A 21,947-nucleotide genomic window follows, 5' to 3' on the forward strand; every position below is an offset into this window, starting at 1 on the left:
TGAACGGAGGTGCGCGGCGGTAGAGGGTGACGACGTCCGTCCGGGCGAGATATGTTCGGTTGAGAGGGAAAGCCGCAGGCCGCACCTCTCGAATCCGAATGCCGTGCCACGGGTTTTCTGTTATCACCCGGGCTGGTGGACTGTAGATCTCGTCCATGGGGGATGGAGGTGGAAGTCACCGAGTCCGAGGTTCCGGGGTCGACCGGGGCCTGGTGCAAAAGGGAGACGCTCCGCACCGAGGCGGAGCGATCCGGGAACGGAGTTCTGCGTGGACATCGTCGTCAAGGGCCGCAAGATCGAGGTGCCCGAGCGGTTCCGGAAGCACGTGGCCGAGAAGCTGAAGCTGGAGAGGATCCAGAAGCTCGACGGCAAGGTGATCAGCCTCGACGTCGAGGTGTCCAAGGAGCCCAACCCCCGGCAGGCCGACCGCAGCGCCCGAGTGGAGATCACGCTCCACTCCCGCGGTCCGGTGATCCGGGCGGAGGCAGCGGCGAGCGACCCGTACGCGGCGCTCGACCTGGCAGCGGAGAAGCTGGACGCCCGGCTGCGCAAGCAGCACGACAAGCGCTATTCACGGCGCGGCGCGCGCAGGATCTCGGCAGCGGAGGTCCCCGACCACGTCCCGGGTGCGGCGACGCTCAACGGGACGGGCGCGCATTCCTTTGAGGAGGGGCAGGACGCAGTCCCCACCAAGAAGATCGGCACACTGGAAGTACAGGGTGACGGCCCCCTCGTCGTCCGCGAGAAGACCCACGTGGCCGCCCCCATGACCCTCGATCAGGCCCTCTACGAGATGGAGCTGGTCGGGCACGACTTCTATCTGTTCGTCGACTCCGAGACGAAGGAACCCAGTGTCGTCTACCGACGGCACGCCTACGACTACGGCGTGATCCACCTCAGTACGGACACCATGGTCACGCAGCCGCATGCTCCCGAGGCGGGCGGGCCCCTCGGCGGCTGACCCGGCGGGCGGCAGTGGCTGAACCGGTGCCCCTGGGTGCGTGCGTGTGCGCCCCCAGGGGCACCGGTGTGCGACCACTTCGCATCCCACGTCGGCACCCCGGTGCCGTCCGGGCATGGAATCATGGCGGCAACGGCCCAATCGGTGGGCCGTTGCCTTGGGTTGGCGATGGCTCACGACCACGGCCACAGCCTTCAGGGGGAGGAACGATGGCGGACAGCTTCGGCCCGATGCGTGGAGAGGACTCCGACGACGGCGTCACCGGCAGGGGCCCGCACGCGGGCTCCGGGTACCAGGAGCCGGCCGGTGAACCGGCCGAGGAGACGGGCAAGGAGCCGATCAGGGTCCTGGTGGTGGACGACCACGCGCTGTTCCGCCGGGGACTGGAGATCGTCCTCGCGGCCGAGGAGGACATCCAGGTCGTCGGCGAGGCGGGGGACGGCGCCGAGGCCGTGGAGAAGGCAGCGGACCTGCTGCCGGACATCGTCCTGATGGATGTGCGGATGCCCAAGCGGGGCGGCATCGAGGCGTGCACCTCCATCAAGGAGGTGGCCCCCAGCGCGAAGATCATCATGCTGACGATCAGTGACGAGGAGGCCGATCTCTACGACGCCATCAAGGCGGGTGCGACCGGCTACCTCCTCAAGGAGATCTCCACGGACGAGGTGGCCACCGCCATTCGCGCGGTGGCCGACGGACAGTCGCAGATCAGCCCCTCCATGGCGTCGAAGCTGCTCACCGAGTTCAAGTCGATGATCCAGCGCACCGACGAGCGCCGGCTGGTGCCCGCGCCCCGGCTGACGGACCGTGAACTCGAAGTGCTCAAGCTCGTCGCCACGGGGATGAACAACCGCGACATCGCCAAGGAGCTGTTCATCTCCGAGAACACCGTGAAGAACCACGTGCGCAACATCCTGGAGAAGCTGCAGCTGCACTCCAGGATGGAGGCGGTGGTCTACGCGATGCGGGAGAAGATCCTCGAGATCCGGTGACCTCAGGCGAGGGCGCGGGTCAGCTCCCGGGTGAGCCGTTCGCGCAGTTCGGGCGCGTCGACGCGCTCCACGCGGACGTTCGTGCAGTCCACCCAGCTCGCCGCCTCGACCAGGGCCTGCGCGACGGCGGGGACCGCCTTGGGACCCTCCAGCGTGATCTGCCTGGCCACCAGCGTGCGGCCCTCGCGCGCCGGGTCGACGCGGCCGACCAGCCGGCCGCCGGCGAGTACGGGCATCGCGAAGTAGCCGTGCACCCGCTTCTGTTTCGGTACGTAGGCCTCCAGGCGGTGGGTGAAGCCGAAGATCCGCTCGGTGCGGGCCCGTTCCCACACCAGGGAGTCGAACGGGGACAGCAGCGTCGTACGGTGACGTCCGCGCGGAGGTGCGGCGAGGGCCTCCGGATCGGCCCAGGCCAGCTTGGACCAGCCCTCGACCGCGACCGGCACCAGGCCCGAGTCGGCGATCACCGCGTCGACCTGCTCGCCCTTGAGGCGGTGGTAGTCGGCGAGGTCCGCGCGGGTCCCGACGCCGAGGGACCGGCCGGCCAGGCGGACCAGACGGCGCAGGCACTCGGCGTCGTCCAGCTCGTCGTGCAGCAGGGCTTCGGGGATCGCGCGTTCGGCGAGGTCGTAGACCCGCTTCCAGCCGCGACGCTCGACGCACACCACCTCGCCGTACATCAGGGCCCGCTCGACGGCGACCTTGGCACCGGACCAGTCCCACCACTCGCTGGTGCGTTTCGCGCCGCCCAACTCCGTGGCCGTGAGCGGGCCCTGGGCGCGGAGCTGCTTGACGACCTGGTCGTAGGCACCGTCGGGGAGCTCGTGGTTCCAGTGCGGGCGGCCGCGGTAGGCGCGGCGGCGGAAGGCGAAGTGCGGCCACTCCTCGACGGGCAGGATGCAGGCCGCGTGCGACCAGTACTCGAACGCGCGCGGCGGCTGGGCGCCTGCCTTCCAGTACGCGGCCTCGACCGTTTCCCGGCCCACGGCGCCGAGGCGGGCGTAGGGGATGAGCTCGTGGGAGCGGGCGAGGACGGAGATGGTGTCGAGCTGCACCGCGCCCAGGTGACGCAGGACCCCCCGGACGCCGGAGCGACGGTCGGGGGCGCCCAGGAAGCCCTGGGCGCGCAGGGCGATGCGGCGGGCCTCTGCCGCCGAAAGGTCCGTGGCCGGACGCGGGAGAGTCGTCATGCGTCCGCACGATAGGGGGCGGCACTGACACCGGCCCCAAGTCCGGACGTGCGCCGCCCCCTTCTCCGCTTCCGCTCCCCCACCCGCTACTCCCCGGCGGGCAGGTACGGCGCCGTGGACGCGAGTCCCAGGTCGGACGGCAGCAGAGAGCCCACCCAGCAGTCCCGCAGCGTGCCCTTGTTGTTGATCGCGGAGCGCAGGGTGCCCTCGACGACGAAGCCCGCCCGCTCCGCCACCGCGCGGGAGGCCCGGTTGCCCACCTCGGCGCGCCATTCCACCCGGTCGATCGACATCTTCGTGAAGGCCCAGCGGGAGACGGTGACGGCGGCCTCGGTCATGTAGCCGTTGCCGCGGTGTTCCTTGACGCCCCAGTAGCCGATCTCGCCCACCCCCGGGGAGCGCATCGTGACGCCGAGCATGCCCGTGAGCTCCCCGGAGAGGAGGAAGACGCCGAAGGTGAACATAGAACCGTCCGCCCAGCCGTCCGGACACATCTGCTCCGTGAAGCCCTGCGCGTGCTCGGGGAGATACGGGGAGGGGACCGTGGTCCAGCGCTGGATGTCGGAGTCCTGGCAGGCGGCGTACACCGCGTCGGTGTCCTGGGGGCCGACCGTGCGCAGCAGAAGGCGGTCGGTGGTGAGCGTGACGGGTTCCATCGGCCGATTCTCCTCATGGGGGAGTGATCGGCGCCAACCATTTGCCGTACGTGAGGAAACGATCACCCTTCGCACGATTCGATGGATGAAGCGGCACCATCCGGGGGCTCCGGACGTTGTCCTCTTCGAAGCAGCCGTGAAACAGATGTGAAGCCGTGCGTGGTCACCGTCGCGGCAGGCCTCCCGACGTGGTGGGGTCCTCGCATACGATGGCCGTTGCTCAGCAATGAAATGGAAACCGACCGTCCCAGGCCCGACCGGCAAGGAGACCACCCCCCGTGTCCGTCCTCTCGAAGATCATGCGTGCAGGCGAAGGCAAGATCCTGCGCAAACTGCACCGCATCGCGGGCCAGGTCAACTCCATCGAAGAGGACTTCGTCGACCTCTCCGACGCCGAGCTGCGTGCCCTCACCGATGAGTACAAGGAGCGGTACGCCGACGGTGAGAGCCTGGACGACCTGCTCCCCGAGGCCTTCGCCACCGTCCGCGAGGCCGCCAAGCGCGTCCTGGGCCAGCGCCACTACGACGTGCAGATCATGGGCGGCGCCGCCCTCCACATGGGGTACGTCGCCGAGATGAAGACCGGTGAGGGCAAGACCCTCGTCGGCACCCTGCCCGCGTACCTGAACGCGCTGTCCGGCAAGGGCGTCCACATCATCACGGTCAACGACTACCTGGCCGAGCGCGACTCCGAGCTGATGGGCCGCGTCCACAAGTTCCTGGGCCTCGAGGTCGGCTGCATCCTGGCCAACATGACGCCGGCCCAGCGCCGCGAGCAGTACAACTGCGACATCACCTACGGCACGAACAACGAGTTCGGCTTCGACTACCTGCGCGACAACATGGCGTGGTCCAAGGACGAGCTCGTCCAGCGCGGCCACAACTTCGCCGTCGTCGACGAGGTCGACTCCATCCTCATCGACGAGGCCCGTACGCCGCTGATCATCTCCGGCCCGGCCGACCAGGCCACCAAGTGGTACGGCGACTTCGCCAAGCTGGTCAAGCGCCTCAAGCGCGGTGAGGCCGGCAACCCGCTCAAGGGCATCGAGGAGACCGGCGACTACGAGGTCGACGAGAAGAAGCGCACGGTCGCCATCCACGAGTCCGGGGTCGCCAAGGTCGAGGACTGGCTGGGGATCGACAACCTCTACGAGTCGGTCAACACCCCGCTGGTGGGCTACCTGAACAACGCCATCAAGGCCAAGGAGCTCTTCAAGCGCGACAAGGACTACGTGATCATCGACGACGAGGTCATGATCGTCGACGAGCACACCGGCCGTATCCTCGCCGGCCGCCGCTACAACGAGGGCATGCACCAGGCGATCGAGGCGAAGGAGTCGGTGCCGATCAAGGACGAGAACCAGACGCTCGCCACGATCACCCTCCAGAACTTCTTCCGCCTCTACAAGCGCCGCGACCACAACGGCAAGGAGCAGCCCGGTCTGTCCGGCATGACCGGTACGGCGATGACCGAGGCCGCCGAGTTCCACCAGATCTACAAGCTCGGTGTGGTGCCCATCCCGACCAACCGGCCCATGATCCGCATGGACCAGTCGGATCTGATCTACCGCACCGAGGTCGCCAAGTTCGAGGCGGTCGTCGACGACATCGAGGAGAAGCACGCCAAGGGTCAGCCGATCCTCGTGGGCACCACCTCGGTGGAGAAGTCCGAGTACCTCTCGCAGCAGCTCAGCAAGCGCGGCATCCAGCACGAGGTGCTGAACGCCAAGCACCACGAGCGCGAGGCGTCGATCGTCGCCCAGGCGGGCCGCAGGGGCTCCGTGACGGTGGCCACCAACATGGCCGGACGTGGTACGGACATCAAGCTCGGCGGCAACCCCGAGGACCTCGCCGAGGCGGAGCTGCGCCAGCACGGGCTCGACCCCGAGGAGCACATCGAGCAGTGGGCACACGCCCTGCCGGACGCTCTCGCGCGGGCCGAGGACGCCGTCAAGGCGGAGAAGGACGAGGTCGAGCGGCTCGGCGGGCTCTATGTGCTCGGCACCGAGCGGCACGAGTCGCGGCGGATCGACAACCAGCTGCGCGGTCGTTCCGGCCGTCAGGGCGACCCCGGCGAGTCCCGCTTCTACCTCTCGCTCGGCGACGACCTGATGCGTCTGTTCAAGGCCCAGATGGTCGAGCGTGTGATGTCCATGGCGAACGTTCCGGACGACGTGCCGATCGAGAACAAGATGGTCACGCGCGCGATCGCGTCGGCCCAGTCGCAGGTCGAGACGCAGAACTTCGAGACCCGTAAGAACGTCTTGAAGTACGACGAAGTCATGAACCGGCAGCGCGAGGTCATCTACGGCGAGCGGCGCCGCGTCCTGGAGGGTGAGGACCTGCACGAGCAGATCCACCACTTCATGGACGACACCATCGACGCCTACGTCCAGGCCGAGACGTCCGAGGGCTTCCCCGAGGACTGGGACCTGGACCGGTTGTGGGGCGCCTTCAAGCAGCTCTACCCGACGAAGGTCACCGTGGAGGAGCTGGAGGAGGAGGCCGGCGACCGCGCCGGGCTGACGGCCGAGTTCATCGGTGACTCCATCAAGGAGGACATCCGCAAGCAGTACGAGCAGCGTGAGGAGCAGCTCGGCTCCGAGATCATGCGTGAGCTGGAGCGCCGGGTCGTGCTGTCGGTCCTGGACCGCAAGTGGCGCGAGCACCTCTACGAGATGGACTACCTCCAGGAGGGCATCGGCCTGCGCGCGATGGCGCAGAAGGACCCGCTGGTCGAGTACCAGCGCGAGGGCTTCGACATGTTCACCGCGATGATGGACGGCATCAAGGAGGAGTCCGTCGGCTACCTGTTCAACCTGGAGGTCCAGGTCGAGCAGCAGGTCGAGGAGGTCCCGGTCGAGGAGGCCAAGCCGGAGCCGGTGGTGCAGGACGCGGTGCCCGCGCAGGCGGGTGCCCGCCCGGAGATCCGTGCCAAGGGGCTGGACGCCCCGCAGCGGCGGAACCTGCACTTCTCCGCGCCGACCGTGGACGGCGAGGGCGGCACCGTCGAGGGCGAGTTCGCCGAGGACGAGCCGGTGCGCTCCGAAGCCGACGGCCTCACGCGCGCCGAGCGCCGCAAGCAGGCGCGGGGCGGTCGCCGCCGCAAGAAGTGAGCGAGCTGAGAGGCTTCTGGGCCGATCGGCGGTGAAGCTCCGTACGGAGCCGTGAGAGCAGGCGGAGGGCCGGGCAGACCCCAGGGTCGCCCGGCCTTCCGGCGTCAGCGGTCGTGGGAGCGGGGCGGGCGGGTACCGCCCAGTTCCACGGCGGTGCAGCGCCAGCGCAGGTCCTGGCCCTGTTCCAGGCGGAAGGCCATGGCCCGCAGCCGGTCGCCGGCACCGATCCGGGCGAACACCTCGAGCGCGCCCTCGCGGGGAACGTAGTAGCCGATGTCCCGCACCACCGGGCGGGTGCCACGGGTGCGCAGCGGACCGCGCTCGGCGAGGTCCGCCAGTTCGTCGTAGGCGCGGCCCGCGGTGTGCCGGAGCATCGAGTGGACGGGCCGCTGACCGCTCAGGACGGCGAGCAGCAGCTCGGCGAAGCGGTCGGTGGGACGGGGCTGCGCCGGCCGGGGAGGCCGGGGCGCGGGCGCCGGGAGAGCCGGGCGCTGTCGCAGCAGGGCCGTGGCAGTGGCCGTGGCCCTGGCCGTCGGCGTGAAGGACGGCGGGCGGTTGTCGGTGGGGCGCGTGGACGCCGGGGCGGGTGCGGGAGAGGGGCGGCCCCCGTCGGGGGACGGGGCGGGGGCGGTGCCTCCCGCGGGGGTGCGCGGCGGGACGGTGCCGCCGGCGGGGCGGCGCGTGTCGCGACGGCCGGGAGGGCGGGTGCCGGTGCGGCGCTGAGCCCTGGTCATGACCTTGTTCAAGGGACTCCGTTCGACGGGCCGGGAGTCGCCGTCGACCGGGGGACCGAGGCGATACCGGGCAGTAACTTCGGGGTTGGGGATCTTGTACGGGGCGGTGGAGTGCGGCGGCAAGGCGTCGTGAGCCGTGTCGGAGCGGCGGCGGAATTCACTTATCCGAGTGAATGGCGGCTCCTCGGCCCCGTGCTGGGGCGGGAGCACCGGGTGAATTCCGGGCTCGGGGTGGACGCGGCCCAGGAGGTGGGCAGGGACCCGATGGGGGACGCCCGCACGTATCCTGAAGGCCCAGCCGGCCGGGTGCGACCACCCCTCGACGGAACGCCGGCGGACCTCCGACCACGAAAGCGGCCGACATGCGCGTCTACGTCCCCCTCACCCTCCCGGGACTCGCCGAGGCGTACCGGACGGGTGAGCTGGGCCCGGGACCGTTCGCCGCCCACGGTGTGACGCCCGCGCTGCGCGAGTGGTACCGCTCCGACGACGTCGAGGAGCTGGAGTACGCGGCCCTGGGCGGTGCCGCGCTGGCCTCGTTGCGGCTGCTGGCTGCGGACACCGCGGCGCCGCGGCGCCGGGTCGTGGTCGCCGTGGACGTGCCCGACCGGGCGGTCTCGGCCGATCCGGCCCCCGGCCCCGGTGCGGTGCGGGTCGACGGACCCGTCCGGCTGGACAGGGCGGCGGCGGTGCACGTGGACGCTCAGGACGCGGAGGCGGACGTGGCGTCGGCCGCGGACGCGCTGCCGGCCGCGGACGGCGGGGACGGGAACGCCCAGTCCGCCGTGGACGGGGCGGAGGACCACGAACTGCTGTGGTACGCCACCCAGGAGATCCCGAACCTGCTGGGCCCGACGGCTTAGGGCCTGCTCGGCGGAGCAGGGCGCAGGAAATCGACGGTGCCTTGCCAGCAGGGGTGAGGGGGTGCCCCCGCTTGAGCGCAGCCGGGAGTGGGGGTGTGCAGCCGCACGGCGGAGAAGGGCGTCGACGCGATGGGGTCCCCTCCCTTCCCGAGCTCGTCGAGAGCTCGGGGGAGTCGGCGAGTGACGACAACGCCGCTGGGATCCCCCTGCTCGAAGAGCTTGGGGGAGGGCGTGCCGGCCTCCGCGTCTGCGGCATGAGCCGTCGGACAGGCCCCGAGGTCCGAGTCGGCGGCCCGGTTGTCAGTGCCGGCGGGTACTTTTCTTCCATGGGGATGCACACGGACGCGCACATCGTCTGGGACTGGAACGGCACGCTGTTCCACGACGTCGACGCGGTCATCGGCGCGACGAACGCGGCCTTCGCCGAGCTGGGCCTGGAGCCGCTCACGCTGGAGCGGTACCGGGAGCTGTACTGCGTGCCGGTGCCGAAGTTCTACGAGCGGCTGATGGGGCGGCTGCCGAGCGGGGACGAGTGGGAGCTGATGGACGCGACCTTCCACCGGTACTACTCCGAACACCGGGTGCGGTGCGCGCTCGCCGAGGGCGCGGCCGAGCTGCTGGCGCAGTGGTCGGAGGCGGGGCGCAGCCAGTCCATCCTCAGCATGTACGGGCACGACGACCTCGTGCCGCTGGTCCGGGGCTTCGGCATCGAGCCGCACTTCATACGCGTCGACGGGCGGTCCGGGCCGTCCGGCGGAGGCAAGTCGGAGCACATGGTGCGCCACCTCCGCGCGCTGACCGACGTCGACCCGGCGCGTACGGTGGTGATCGGGGACGCCGCCGACGACGCGCTGGCCGCCCGGCACGTGGGAGCGAAAGCCGTGCTCTACACCGGCGGCTCGCACAGCCGGGCCAGCCTCGAAGCGGTCGGGGTGCCGGTGGTGGACACGCTGGCGGAGGCCGTCGCGGAAGCGGAACGCCTGGCCGACTGACCACCGGGCCCCGCGCACGCAGCACCGAGCACCGCGGGCGCGCACTGTGCAGAACGTCCAAGTTCCACCCCGTGTTTTGTACACATACGGCTCATGACGGGCCCCCTGCGGGGGGCGATAGCCTGGGTGACGTGATCAGCGCGATAGCTCGCGGGGGCCTCGCCGTCCCCGCCGTGCGCCCGGAGAGCACGGACGACAACCGTGGCCGGGCGGGGCTCGCTGGTCCTCGCGGGCGGGAGAGGACCCGAAGGGTTCCAGGGGCGCGCGGCACTCCCCGGGGGCGGACGCGGAAGAGAGCAGCGTCACACCCGGCGGGCGCGTCGAAGTTGGCAGAGAAGCCCCCGCTCGTCTCATCTTGCGGCATAGCGTCGGAACGGACCGGACACCCCGCGTCGTACCACCGCACCGCAAGCGCGGAGACCGTACTTCCTTCTACGTCACGCAATGGCGCGCGACAGGAGTCAGAGGACAATGCAGACCAAGCTGGACGAAGCAAAGGCCGAGCTGCTCGAAAAGGCCGCCCGGGTAGCTGAGAACAGCCCGGCCGGCGGGAAACTGCCGACCGGGACGACGGACAAGGGCATGCCCGACCGGGACACCGTGCTCGCGTTCCTCCAGCGCTATTACCTGCACACCGCCCCGGAGGACCTCCTCGGCCGCGACCCGGTCGACGTCTTCGGAGCCGCCGCCGCGCACTTCCGGCTGGCCGAGAACCGTCCCCAGGGCACGGCCAACGTCAAGGTCCACACCCCGACCGTCGAGGAGAACGGCTGGACCTGCAGCCACTCCGTCGTCGAGGTGGTCACCGACGACATGCCCTTCCTCGTGGACTCCGTCACCAACGAGCTGACCCGTCAGGGGCGGGGCATCCACGTCGTCATCCACCCGCAGATCGTGGTCCGCCGCGACCTCACCGGGCAGCTGATCGAGGTGCTCGCCACCCCGCCCGCCGACGACCTCCCGCACGACGCCCACATCGAGTCCTGGATCCACGTCGAGATCGACCGCGAGACCGACCGCGGCGACCTCAAGCAGATCACCGCCGACCTGCTGCGCGTCCTGTCCGACGTCCGCGAGGCCGTCGAGGACTGGGGCAAGATGAGGCAGGCCGCCATCGGGCTGGCCGAGGGGCTGCCCGACGAACCCGTCCCCGGGGACGTGCCGGGGCAGCAGGTCGAGGAGGCCCGGGAGCTGCTGCGCTGGCTCGCCGACGACCACTTCACCTTCCTCGGCTACCGCGAGTACCAGCTGCGCGACGACGACTCCCTCGGCGCCCTCCCCGGCACCGGTCTGGGCATCCTGCGTGCCGACCCGCACCACGCCACCCCGGAGGGGCACCCGGTCAGCCCGTCCTTCGAGCGGCTGCCCGCCGACGCCCGCGCCAAGGCGCGCGAGCACAAGCTGCTCGTGCTGACCAAGGCCAACAGCCGAGCCACCGTGCACCGGCCGTCGTACCTGGACTACATCGGCGTCAAGAAGTTCGACGCCGACGGCAACGTCGTCGGTGAGCGCCGCTTCCTCGGACTGTTCTCCTCCGCCGCCTACACCGAGTCCGTCCGCCGGGTCCCGGTGATCCGCCGCAAGGTCGAGGAGGTCCTCGAGCGGGCCGGCTTCTCGCCGCACAGCCACGACGGGCGCGACCTGCTGCAGATCCTGGAGACCTACCCGCGCGACGAGCTCTTCCAGACCCCGGTCGGCGAGCTCCAGGCCATCGCCACCTCGGTGCTCTACCTCCAGGAGCGCCGCCGCCTGCGGCTCTACCTGCGCCAGGACGAGTACGGGCGCTACTACTCCGCCCTCGTCTACCTCCCGCGCGACCGCTACACCACCGGGGTGCGCCTGAGGATCATCGACATCCTCAAGGAGGAGCTCGGCGGCGTCAGCGTCGACTTCACCGCCTGGAACACCGAGTCGATCCTCTCCCGGCTGCACTTCGTGGTCCGTGTCCCGCAGGGCACCGAGCTGCTCCAGCTGTCCGACACCGACAAGGAGCGCATCGAGGCCCGCCTGGTCGAGGCCGCCCGCTCCTGGGCCGACGGCTTCGGCGAGGCACTCACCGCCGAGCTGGGCGAGGAGCGCGCCGCCGAACTGCTGCGCCGCTACGCGGGTGCCTTCACCGAGGGCTACAAGGCCGACCACCCCCCTCGCAGTGCCGTCGCCGACATCGTCCGGCTGGAACAGCTCGACGAGGAGAAGAACTTCGAGCTCAGCCTGTACGAGCCGGTGGGCGCGGCCCCCGGGGAGCGCCGCTTCAAGATCTACCGCCAGGGCGAGGCCGTCTCCCTGTCCGCCGTGCTGCCCGTGCTCCAGCGGCTCGGCGTCGAGGTCGTCGACGAGCGGCCCTACGAGCTGCGCCGCGCCGACCGCAGCGTCGCCTGGATCTACGACTTCGGGCTGCGGATGCCCAAGGTGTCCGGCGCCGAACACCTCGGGGACGACGCCCGTGAGCGGTTCCAGGACGCCTTCGCCGCGACCTGGACCGGCCAGGCGGAGAACGACGGCTTCAACGCCCTCGTGCTGAGCGCCGGACTGGACTGGCGGCAGGCGACGGTGCTGCGCGCGTACGCCAAGTACCTGCGCCAGGCCGGCTCCACGTTCAGCCAGGACTACATGGAGGACACCCTCCGCAACAACGTCCACACCACCCGGCTGCTCGTCTCCCTGTTCGAGGCGCGGATGTCGCCGGAGCGGCAGGGCGCCGGGTTCGAGCTGCTGGACGCCCTGCTGGAGGAGATCGACGCCGCCCTCGACCAGGTCGCCTCGCTCGACGAGGACCGCATCCTGCGCTCCTTCCTCACCGTGATCAAGGCGACGCTGCGCACCAACTTCTTCCAGGCGGCGAGTGACGGCCGCCCGCACGACTACATCTCCATGAAGTTCGACCCGCAGGCCATCCCCGACCTGCCGGCGCCGCGTCCGGCGTTCGAGATCTGGGTGTACTCGCCGCGCGTCGAGGGCGTGCACATGCGCTACGGCAAGGTGGCACGCGGAGGATTGCGCTGGTCGGACCGCCGGGAGGACTTCCGCACCGAGATCCTCGGCCTGGTCAAGGCACAGATGGTGAAGAACACCGTCATCGTGCCGGTCGGCGCCAAGGGCGGCTTCGTCGCCAAGCAGCTGCCCGACCCGTCCGTGGACCGTGACGCCTGGATGGCCGAGGGCGTCGCCTCCTACAAGACGTTCATCTCGGCGCTGCTCGACATCACCGACAACATGGTGGCCGGCCAGGTCGTGCCCCCGGTGGACGTCGTCCGGCACGACGGGGACGACAACTACCTCGTCGTCGCGGCCGACAAGGGCACCGCGCGGTTCTCGGACATCGCCAACGAGGTCGCCGAGTCCTACGACTTCTGGCTCGGCGACGCCTTCGCCTCCGGCGGCAGCGCCGGATACGACCACAAGGGCATGGGCATCACCGCCCGCGGCGCCTGGGAGTCCGTCAAGCGGCACTTCCGGGAGCTGGGCGTGGACACCCAGAGCCAGGAGTTCACGGCCGTCGGCATCGGTGACATGTCCGGCGACGTGTTCGGCAACGGCATGCTGCGCAGCGAACACATCCGGCTGGTCGCCGCCTTCGACCACCGGCACATCTTCATCGACCCGAACCCGGACGCGGCCGTCGGCTACGCCGAGCGCCGCCGCCTGTTCGAGCTGCCGCGCAGCTCCTGGGCGGACTACGACGCCGATCTGCTGTCGGCCGGCGGCGGGGTGTTCCCGCGCAGCGCCAAGTCCATCCCGGTCAACGCCCAGATCCGCGAGGCCCTCGGCCTCGACGAGAGCGTCACCAAGGCGACCCCGGCCGACCTGATGAAGGCGATCCTCAAGGCGCCGGTGGACCTGCTGTGGAACGGCGGCATCGGTACGTACGTCAAGGCGTCCACCGAGTCCAACGCGGACGTCGGGGACAAGGCCAACGACGCGATCCGCGTCGACGGCAAGGACCTGCGGGTCGCCGTCGTCGGCGAGGGCGGCAACCTGGGCTTCACCCAGCTCGGCCGGATCGAGGTCGCGCTGCACGGCGGCCGGATCAACACCGACGCCATCGACAACAGCGCGGGCGTGGACACCTCCGACCACGAGGTGAACATCAAGATCCTGCTCAACGGCCTGGTCGCGGACGGCGACATGACGGTCAAGCAGCGCAACAAGCTGCTCGCCTCGATGACCGACGAGGTCGGCCGGATGGTGCTGCGCACCAACTACGCGCAGAACACAGCCATCGCCAACGCCCTGGCCCAGTCCAAGGACATGCTCCACGCCCAGCAGCGCTTCCTGAAGCACCTGGTGCGCGAGGGACACCTCGACCGGGCCCTGGAGTTCCTGCCCACCGACCGCCAGATCCGCGAGCGGCTGGCCGCCGGGCAGGGCCTGACCGGCCCGGAGACAGCCGTCCTGCTGGCGTACACGAAGATCACGGTCGCCGAGGAGCTGCTGAGCACCTCGCTGCCCGACGACCCGTACCTCAAGGCCCTGCTGCACGCGTACTTCCCGACCCCGCTGCGCGAGCAGTTCCTCGACCGGATCGACAACCACCCGCTGCGCCGCGAGATCACCACGACCGTCCTGGTCAACGACACGGTCAACACGGGCGGTACGACGTACCTGCACCGGATGCGCGAGGAGACGGGCGCGTCGCTGGAGGAGATCGTCCGGGCCCAGACCGCGGCCCGCGCGATCTTCCGTTCCGCCCTGGTGTGGGACGGCGTCGAGGAGCTCGACAACAAGGTCGACGCGGACGTCCAGACCCGGATCCGGCTGCACTCGCGGCGGCTGGTGGAGCGCGGCACGCGCTGGCTGCTCAACAACCGGCCGCAGCCGCTGGAGCTCGAGGAGACGGTGACGTTCTTCGCCGAGCGCGTCGAGCAGGTCTGGTCGCAGCTGCCCAAGCTGCTGCGCGGCGCGGACCTGGAGTGGTTCCAGAAGATCTACGACGAGCTGACGGGCGCCGGCGTCCCCGGCGAACTCGCCACCCGCGTGGCCGGCTTCTCCTCCGCGTTCGCGGCGATCGACATCGTCTCGGTGGCCGACCGCCTGGGCAAGGAGCCGCTGGACGTCGCCGAGGTGTACTACGACCTCGCCGACCGGCTGTCCATCACCCAGCTGATGGACAGGATCAGCGAGCTGCCCCGCGTGGACCGCTGGCAGTCCATGGCCCGCGCGGCGATCCGCGAGGACCTGTACGCGGCGCACGCGGCGGTGACGGCCGAGGTGCTGGCGGCGGGCAACGGCACGGCGACACCGCAGCAGCGGTTCCAGGCATGGGAGGCGAAGAACGAGGCCATCCTCGGCCGGGCCCGCACCACCCTGGAGGAGATCCGCAGCTCGGAGACGTTCGACCTGGCCAACCTGTCCGTGGCGATGCGGACGATGCGGACGCTGCTGCGCACGCACGCGTAGGCCACGGCGCCGACGCGGCAGCGACACGGCACTGACGCACCCAGGGGTGCCCCGGACACGACGGTCCGGGGCACCCCTGTGGTGTCGTCCGGGTGCCCCGGGGCCGATGTGGTGTTAAGGCTCTGAGGGTGACTGTCCGTCCCGTTCGTTCCGGCCGCTCTGCCGGTGCCCGGTCCGCCCCGCCCGGGAGGGCCGGCGGGCCGGGTGCCGCGCTCCGGTCGGCGGGCATCGCCCGGGCCGCCGTTCAGATCGCCGCCGGGTCGGCCCTGGTCCTGCTGCTCGCGGTGATCGTCCCACTCCCGTGGGCCGGCGACCTCGGCATGCACGCGGCGACCCTGCAACGCCTGCGGCACGACCTGGCCGACCCCGGCAACCCCCTGGTCGACGCAAACACGCAGAGCCCGTACTACTCCCCGTGGACCGTGCTGCTCGGCGGCCTCGCCCGGCTGACGGGACTGCCGGTTTTCACAGTGCTGCGGCTCGCCGCCCTGGCCGGACTCGCGCTGCTGGTGACGGGCGTACGGCGTTACGCACGGGCGCTGACCGAGCGCGAGGCGGCCCGCGGGAGCGGGGCCCGGGCCGCGCACGGGGCGGGGCAGCGGGCCGTCTTCGCGCTCGCCCTGCTGAGCCTGCTGTTCCTGTGGGGCACGACCCCGTTCCTGTGGAGCGGCTTCCCGGGGCTCCACTCGCTCGCACTGACGGCGTCCTACCCGAGCACCCTCACCCTCGGCCTCGCCTTCCACCTCTGGGCCCGGCTGACGGCCGCGCTGCGCAGCCGGACCGGGTGGGGAACGTGGGCGGGGCTGGGCGCGCTGTGGGCGGTGATCCTGCTGTGCCACCAGTTCACCGGCGTCGTGGCCACGGTCGGCGCACTCGCCACGGTGCTCTCGGCCCGGCCCGCGCGACTGCCGCGGGCGGTGTGGCCGCGGCTCGGCGCCGGACTGCTGCTGGGCGTCCTCGTGCTGTGGGCCTGGCCGTACTACGACTTCTTCGCGCTGATGGGCGCCGGCGCCGGGCTGGAGTCGGTGCACCGGGAGCTGTACCGGGACCTGCCGGCCCGGTTCGGGCTCGTGCTGCTCGGCGTGGCCGCGCTGGCCGTGCGGTGGCGGCGCGACCGGTGGGACCCGCTCGCGCTGTTCTTCGCGCTGGGCGCGCTGGTTTTCGCGGCGGGCCGGCTGAGCGGCCACTACGCGTGGGGACGCGCACTGCCCGCCGTGCTGATCCCGGCGCAGCTCGCGGCCGCGCTGGAGACGTTCGGGGCGGCGCGGCGCACGCTGCGCGCCGGGTGGGCCGTCGTCCTGACCGGTGCGCTGGCCGTCGGCGCGTGGGCGCAGGCGGGAGCGGTGGGCTACGTCGTCCCGCGCGAGGCGCTGCCCCCTGCGGTCGAGGCCCGGTACCGGGAGCCGTGGACGGGGTACCACTGGATGTCACCGTGGGTGAAGTACGGGGACGTGGTCATGGCCGAGACGGAGCCGGCCCGCCGGATTCCCGCGTACGGGCCCTACACGGTCGCCCCCGGTTACCCCGACTTCTTCCTGCCGGACGAGAAGCGCAGGGCGGCGGCCACGGAGCAGTACTTCGCGCCGCGCACACCGGAGCGGGTGCGCCGGGGCATCGAGCGGGCGTACGGGGTGCGGTGGGTGGTGGACACGACGGGCACCCTGCACGACACCGGCCTGCGGGCCGTGGCCCGGGGCCCGGAGGGCCAGACGCTCTACGCGGTGCGCTGACCGCGCGCCTCACCACCCCAGCACGTCCGCCACCGGGCGGGCCAGACGCCGCACCGTCGGGCGGGTCACCCGGGCCGTCACCCCCACGGGTTCCCAGCGGATCTGCAGGCGGCCCGCGCCGTGGCCCTCCGGTTCGACGGTGACGCGGTGCGGGGCCGCGCCACGGCGGTACGGGACACGGGCGGTGAACGGGGGGAAGGCCGGGGGAGCCAGCAGGAGACCCGCGTTGCCCTGCCCCCGGAGGGTGAGGTGGAGCAGCGGATGGCGCACCCCGGCGAATCCGCTCACCGGCAGGGAGGCAGCCGTCAGGTCGAGGCCGACGCGGCCCTCGAAGACACCGGGACGGACGGGGGAGAGGCGGAAGGGCACGGTGAGGCAGCGCCGGCCGGGAGAGACGAGGAGGGTCGCGCGCTGCGGGCCGAGCGGGAGGCGCAGCGCCGGATCGTAGGTACGCACCGTCAGTTCGACCGAGGCGCCGGGGCCCCGGTCGATGTCCGTGATCTCGTGGCGGAACAGGGCGGTGGGGAAGGGGCGGGTGTCCGGTTCCAGGTCGGAGAGGTCCAGCTCGGCGCGGGCGGCGGCGGACGCGGGAACCCGGTCGCCCCAGTAGGCGCGGCCGTCCGGGCCCACGGCCAGCTGCCTCGGGGCGATGTCGTGGCCCAGGCTGCGGGCCGCCTGCCGGGCCTCGGACAGGCGGCGGTCACGGAGCAGTCGGAGGACGACCCGTTCGGCGCGCGGGAGGCGGGCGTACGCGCCGGGCGACAGCGTCTCCAGGTACGGGTTCAGCAGGTCCGCGAAGCCCGCGAGCCACTCGTCGTCCCGGTGGGGCAGGTCGCCCGTGTACATCCGGACGTCGTGCTTGAGGAACTTGTGGTCCTTGTCCGCACGCAGCGACGCGTGCCCGCTCTCCGTGAGGAAGGCGTCGATGAGGTGCTGGACGCGGACCCGGTCGCGGACGTTGTCCAGCTTGTGCCGCTGGTTGGAGATGGACGCCGACTCCCGGGCGGCGTAGGGCGCTATGTACCAGAGGTACACCGGCTCCGGGACGATCGTGAACCTCCGCGCCAGGCAGTACGCCTGCGCCGAGAACAACTGGTCCTCGTAGTGGATGCCCTCGGGGAAGCGCAGGCCGTGCCGGTCGAGGAAGGCCCGGGAGTACATCTTGCCGGTCGACAGGTGCTCGAAGAACAGCCGCGGATCGGCCCCGATGCCGTCCAGGGTGCGGCGCTCGCGCACCAGGTGCGGCATCCAGGTGGAGCGGCGGCCGGTGTCGGTGCGGACGCGTCGTACCGCGCCCATCGCGAAGTCGATGTCCCGTTCGCGGTGGGCGGCGAGCAGCAAGGCCACGGCGTTCGCGGGGAGTTCGTCGTCGCTGTCGAGGAACATCAGATACGGCGTGCGGGCGGTCTCCAGGGCGCGGTTGCGGGGCGCGCTGCAGCCGCCGCTGTTGTACGGCAGGCGCAGATACCGGATACGCGGGTCCGTGGCCGCCAACCGCCGTGCCACCTGGGGGGTTCCGTCCGTCGAGTGGTCGTCGCTGATGACGATCTCGAGGTCGCGGTGGGTCTGCCGGCGGACCGACTCCACCGCGCGGGGGAGGCGTTCGGCGTCGTTGTGGACGATGACCGTCACGGTGACGTCGGGTGCGTCGAGCGCTCCTCGAAGGCCGCTCGCCTCGGGGGGCGGACTCATCAGGAGTTCGCCTCCTCGGGGCCGGGCGCCGGGGTGCGCTCCTCCAGGGGCAGCACCGGCGGCAGCGACTCCTCGCCCTGGCCGAGGAAGACCCGGCGCACGACGCGCTCGGCGGCGCGGCCGTCGTCGTACTCGCAGAACCGGCGCCGGAAGACGGCCCGAGCCTTCGCCGCGCTCGCGTCGCGCCAGGCGTCGGTGGTGAGGATCTCGGTCAGCTCCTCCTGGGTACGGGCCACCGGGCCCGGCGCCTCGGCCGTCAGGTCGAAGTAGACGCCGCGCGTCTCCCGGTAGACGTCCCAGTCGTCGGCGTGGATCACCAGGGGGCGGTCCAGGTTGGCGTAGTCGAACATGATCGACGAGTAGTCGGTGACCAGCAGGTCGGCGGCCAGGCACAGGTCCTCGACCGGGTCGTACGACGAGACATCAACGATGCGGGCGCTGCGGCCGCCGCGCCGCAGCGCGGTGAAGGGGGAGGTGAGGGGGGAGGCGCTCCCGGCGGTTCCGGCGCTCCCGTCGTAGAAGTAGTGGCCGCGCACCAGCAGGACGGTGTCCTCGCCGAGGCGGTCGGCGAGCGCGGCGAGGTCCAGGTGCGGGACCCAGCCGGCCTCGTAGTCGCGGTGCGTGGGCGCGTACAGCACGGCCCGGCGGCCGGGGGCGATGCCGAGGCGTTCGCGGATCGCGCGGACGTCGTCGGCGCCGGCCGTGTAGTAGACGTCGTTGCGCGGGTAGCCGTAGTCGAGCGAGACGTGGCGGGACGGGTACGCCCGCTGCCACATGCGGGTCGTGTGGCTGTTGCTGGAGAGGCTGTAGTCCCACTTGTCGACGCGCTCCAGCAGCGCCTGGAAGTCCAGGCCCCGGGCGGCGGCCGGGAACGGCGTCTGGTCCACGCCCATGCGCTTGAGCGGGGTGCCGTGGTGTGTCTGGAGGAGGACGGCGTCGGGGCGTTTGACCACCGCGTTCGGGAAGTTGACGTTGCTGACGAGGTACTTCGCGGTGGCGAGCACCTCCCCGTAGCGGCGGGTGCCGGGCACCACGTGGTCCGTGCCGGGCGGGAGCAGGGCGGCGTTGGGGGCGTTCACCACCCACACCGGGTGGACCCACGGGGCGAGCTCGGCGAGCTCGGCGGCGATCGCGGCCGGATTGCAGGCGACACCGCGGTTCCAGTACGCCGTGAACACCGCCAGCTCCGGGTCGACGGGGCGGCGCAGGGCCCGGCGGTAGTGGTGGTCGCGGAGCAGGGCGCCGAGCTGCCGCCTGCCGGTGCGCGCCGCGGACCCGGCGGCGCGGCGGGTGCGGTTGGCGGCCTGGAGGGCGCGGTACCGGGTGTAGGCGCCCTCCTCGAGCAGTGAGCGCCGGACGCCCTCGAGGCCTGCCGGGCGCCGGTGGCCCTCGGGGCGGTGGCGTACGGCGGCCAGCGAGGCGCGGCGGAAGAACTCCCGGGCGACCGGATCGGGCATGCCGCCGCGGACGAAGGTGCGCAGGCAGTCGTCGACCATGATCCCGTACAGCGCGTCGTGGACGGCGGGGCGGTCGCCGGCGAGGCCGAGGAGGGCTTCGTAGTGCTCGACGAGGGCGTAGCGCTGCTCGGGGGTGACCGGCGGGAGAGCGGCGGGACGCAGCCGCCGGTCCTCGTGGGCGACGCGGGGCAGACAGGCGACGCGGTCGGCGAGCAGGAGGGCGGCGCGGGCGGCGTACGGTTCGTCGAACGGGTCGCCGTCCGGAACGCCGACCGCGGTGAGCCGGGTGCGACGGGTCCGCCAGAAGGCGGCGCGCAGGACGCGGGTGCCGAGCAGCGGGGTGAGGCGCAGCAGGTACGCGCAGTCGTCGAGGGCGAGTTCGGCGTGGCCCGCGCGGACGAGCAGGGGTCCGTCGGGGGAGGGCAGGCCGGAGCTGCCCCAGGTGCTGCGGACGTGGTCCAGGAGCAGGACGTCCACGGTCTCGGGGAGCCGGGCGAGGTGCTCGGCGACCGCACGCGGACCACCGGGCGGCAGGCCGTCCTTGGCGCGGACGAAGTGCAGCCAGCGGCCGGTGGCCAGGGCCGCCCCCGCCGCCCTGGCCGCCGGGTCGGACGTGCCGTCGGGCAGGGGCAGCACCTGGACGTCGGGGGTGTGCCGCTCGGCGGTCTCCCGGGCCCAGTCGCCCACGGCGGCGACGATGACCTCGATGTCCGGGGAGGGATTCCCATCGAAGGTGGTGCAGGTGGTGCGGGCGGTGAGGGAGTCGGGGGAGCAGAGGGAGTCGAGGAGGCCGGTCAGGTGGTCCTGGGTGTTCGGCCCGTGGACGATGACGCTGAGCTCGGGCATCTCGGGGCTCCTTCGTCTCGTCACCGATCCGGGCGTTCCCTTCGGTCATAGTGGCATCAATGCGGCGAAGGGGCTGCCCGGAGACGGACGGGCGGGCGCCTCACGAAGGAGCGGTGGCGGCCTCCGGCTCGGTCACCGTCGTGGGCCCGGTCGCGGCCTTCGGCTCGGCCTCGGTCTTCGGCTCGGTCGTGGCCTTCGGCTTGGGCTTCGGTTTGGGCTTGCGGGCCTTGTCCGGGCCGCCGGTGAACTTCTCGTACTCCTTGAGCACCTCGTCCGTCGGCCCGTCCATGCGTAGCTCGCCCCGCTCCAGCCACAGGACGCGGTCGCAGGTGTCCCGGATCGACTTGTTGCTGTGGCTGACCAGGAAGACGGTGCCGGCCTCCTTGCGCAGCTCCCGGATGCGCGCCTCGGAGCGCTTCTGGAAGGAGCGGTCGCCCGTGGCCAGCGCCTCGTCGATGAGGAGGACGTCGTGGTCCTTGGCGGCGGCGATGGAGAAGCGCAGCCGGGCGGCCATGCCGGAGGAGTAGGTGCGCATCGGCAGGGTGATGAAGTCGCCCTTCTCGTTGATCCCGGAGAAGTCGACGATCTCCTGGTAGCGCTCCCGGACCTGCTCGCGGGACATGCCCATGGCGAGGCCGCCGAGGTGGACGTTGCGCTCGCCGGTGAGGTCGTTCATCAGGGCCGCGTTGACGCCGAGCAGGGAGGGCTGGCCGCCGGTGTAGATCCGGCCGTTCTCCACCGGGAGCAGTCCGGCGACGGCCTTGAGCAGGGTCGACTTGCCCGATCCGTTGGTGCCGATCAGGCCGATGGCCTCGCCCCGGTAGGCGACGAAGGACACGTTCCGCACCGCGTGCACCGTGCGCACGCCGGCCGCCCGCTCGGTCTTCCGGCGCCGCACGATGCGGTTGAGGGCGGCGGTGGCGGAGCCGCGTCCGGCGCCGGTGCCGTTGACCCGGTAGACGATGTCGACGCCGTCGGCGATGACGGTGGGGATCTTCTCAGCAGCGTTGTCAGCCACGACCGTAGGTCTCCTCGGCCTTCCAGAAGTAGACGAAACCGATCACCCCGGCCAGCAGCGCCCAGCCCGCCGCGACCGCCCACACGTGCGGCGGCAGGTACGAGGAGCCGTAACCGTCGATCAGCGCGAAGCGCACCAGGTCCATGTAGACCGCGGCCGGGTTCCACTGCAGCACGTCGGCCAGCCAGCCCGGCGCGTCCTTCTCCGTCAGCATCACCGGCAGGCTGAACATCACCCCCGAGGCGTACATCCAGGTGCGCAGCACGAACGGCATCAGCTGGGCCAGATCCGGCGTCCGGCTGC

13 protein-coding genes and 1 pseudogene are annotated in these 21,947 nt (G+C 71.5%); 7 read left to right on the forward strand and 7 right to left on the reverse strand.

The genetic code is table 11. From position 1 onward, the window contains the following. Positions 1 to 268 precede the first annotated feature (268 nt). Both raiA and AB0I73_RS31815 read left to right on the forward strand, forming a co-directional pair. Positions 269 to 961: a ribosome-associated translation inhibitor RaiA gene (gene raiA, locus AB0I73_RS31810; protein WP_363043200.1), complete on the forward strand. Its 693-nt coding sequence runs from the start codon at positions 269 to 271 to the stop codon at positions 959 to 961. Between the two features lie 209 nt (positions 962 to 1,170). Next, positions 1,171 to 1,953, forward strand: coding sequence for a response regulator transcription factor (locus AB0I73_RS31815; RefSeq protein WP_363043202.1), 783 nt, complete (start codon positions 1,171 to 1,173; stop codon positions 1,951 to 1,953). A 2-nt stretch (positions 1,954 to 1,955) separates the two neighbouring features. Here AB0I73_RS31815 and AB0I73_RS31820 read toward each other — a convergent pair whose 3' ends face one another. Next, complete coding sequence (locus AB0I73_RS31820; protein ID WP_363043204.1) at positions 1,956 to 3,143, reverse strand: crosslink repair DNA glycosylase YcaQ family protein; 1,188 nt, start codon at positions 3,141 to 3,143, stop codon at positions 1,956 to 1,958. An 86-nt stretch (positions 3,144 to 3,229) separates the two neighbouring features. After that, on the reverse strand, positions 3,230 to 3,799 hold the full coding sequence (locus AB0I73_RS31825; RefSeq protein WP_363043206.1) for a GNAT family protein: 570 nt from the start codon (positions 3,797 to 3,799) through the stop codon (positions 3,230 to 3,232). Positions 3,800 to 4,077: 278 nt separating this feature from the next. Here AB0I73_RS31825 and secA point away from each other — a divergent pair, with 278 nt between their 5' ends. Then, positions 4,078 to 6,915 carry a preprotein translocase subunit SecA gene (gene secA / locus AB0I73_RS31830; RefSeq protein ID WP_363043208.1) on the forward strand — a complete coding sequence of 946 codons (2,838 nt, stop codon included), beginning with the start codon at positions 4,078 to 4,080 and terminating at the stop codon, positions 6,913 to 6,915. A gap of 104 nt (positions 6,916 to 7,019) precedes the next feature. Here secA and AB0I73_RS31835 read toward each other — a convergent pair whose 3' ends face one another. After that, positions 7,020 to 7,661: an Rv3235 family protein gene (locus AB0I73_RS31835; RefSeq protein WP_363043210.1), complete on the reverse strand. Its 642-nt coding sequence runs from the start codon at positions 7,659 to 7,661 to the stop codon at positions 7,020 to 7,022. Positions 7,662 to 8,011: 350 nt separating this feature from the next. Between AB0I73_RS31835 and AB0I73_RS31840 the strand changes: the two genes are divergently transcribed. The 4 genes from AB0I73_RS31840 to AB0I73_RS31855 all read left to right on the forward strand — a co-directional run bounded on the left by AB0I73_RS31840 (position 8,012) and on the right by AB0I73_RS31855 (position 16,631). Then, positions 8,012 to 8,512, forward strand: a complete 501-nt coding sequence (locus AB0I73_RS31840; protein ID WP_363043212.1) for a hypothetical protein — start codon at positions 8,012 to 8,014, stop codon at positions 8,510 to 8,512. 326 nt (positions 8,513 to 8,838) lie between these two features. After that, positions 8,839 to 9,504, forward strand: a complete 666-nt coding sequence (locus AB0I73_RS31845) for an HAD family hydrolase (protein ID WP_363043214.1) — start codon at positions 8,839 to 8,841, stop codon at positions 9,502 to 9,504. A gap of 471 nt (positions 9,505 to 9,975) precedes the next feature. Next, positions 9,976 to 14,901 carry an NAD-glutamate dehydrogenase gene (locus tag AB0I73_RS31850; protein WP_363043216.1) on the forward strand — a complete coding sequence of 1,642 codons (4,926 nt, stop codon included), beginning with the start codon at positions 9,976 to 9,978 and terminating at the stop codon, positions 14,899 to 14,901. Positions 14,902 to 15,029: 128 nt separating this feature from the next. Next, positions 15,030 to 16,631, forward strand: a complete 1,602-nt coding sequence (locus tag AB0I73_RS31855) for a hypothetical protein (RefSeq protein WP_363043218.1) — start codon at positions 15,030 to 15,032, stop codon at positions 16,629 to 16,631. 9 nt (positions 16,632 to 16,640) lie between these two features. Here the strand turns inward: AB0I73_RS31855 and AB0I73_RS31860 are convergent, their stop codons facing one another. The 4 genes and pseudogenes from AB0I73_RS31860 to AB0I73_RS31875 all read right to left on the reverse strand — a co-directional run. Beyond that, a complete protein-coding gene (locus tag AB0I73_RS31860) occupies positions 16,641 to 18,323 on the reverse strand; it encodes a glycosyltransferase family 2 protein (protein ID WP_363043220.1) in 1,683 nt (560 codons plus the stop codon). After that, on the reverse strand, positions 18,323 to 20,626 hold the full coding sequence (locus tag AB0I73_RS31865; RefSeq protein WP_363043222.1) for a CDP-glycerol glycerophosphotransferase family protein: 2,304 nt from the start codon (positions 20,624 to 20,626) through the stop codon (positions 18,323 to 18,325). Before AB0I73_RS31865 ends, AB0I73_RS31860 begins: the two co-directional genes overlap by 1 nt. A gap of 100 nt (positions 20,627 to 20,726) precedes the next feature. Then, positions 20,727 to 21,644 (reverse strand): ABC transporter ATP-binding protein, encoded by a 918-nt coding sequence (locus tag AB0I73_RS31870; protein ID WP_363043224.1) that lies wholly within the window; start codon positions 21,642 to 21,644, stop codon positions 20,727 to 20,729. Beyond that, a pseudogene (locus AB0I73_RS31875) lies at positions 21,637 to 21,947 on the reverse strand (ABC transporter permease); the annotation flags it as partial. The gene AB0I73_RS31870 and the pseudogene AB0I73_RS31875, both read right to left, overlap by 8 nt.

This window comes from Streptomyces sp. NPDC050388 (assembly GCF_040655635.1).
Taxonomy (GTDB): domain Bacteria; phylum Actinomycetota; class Actinomycetes; order Streptomycetales; family Streptomycetaceae; genus Streptomyces.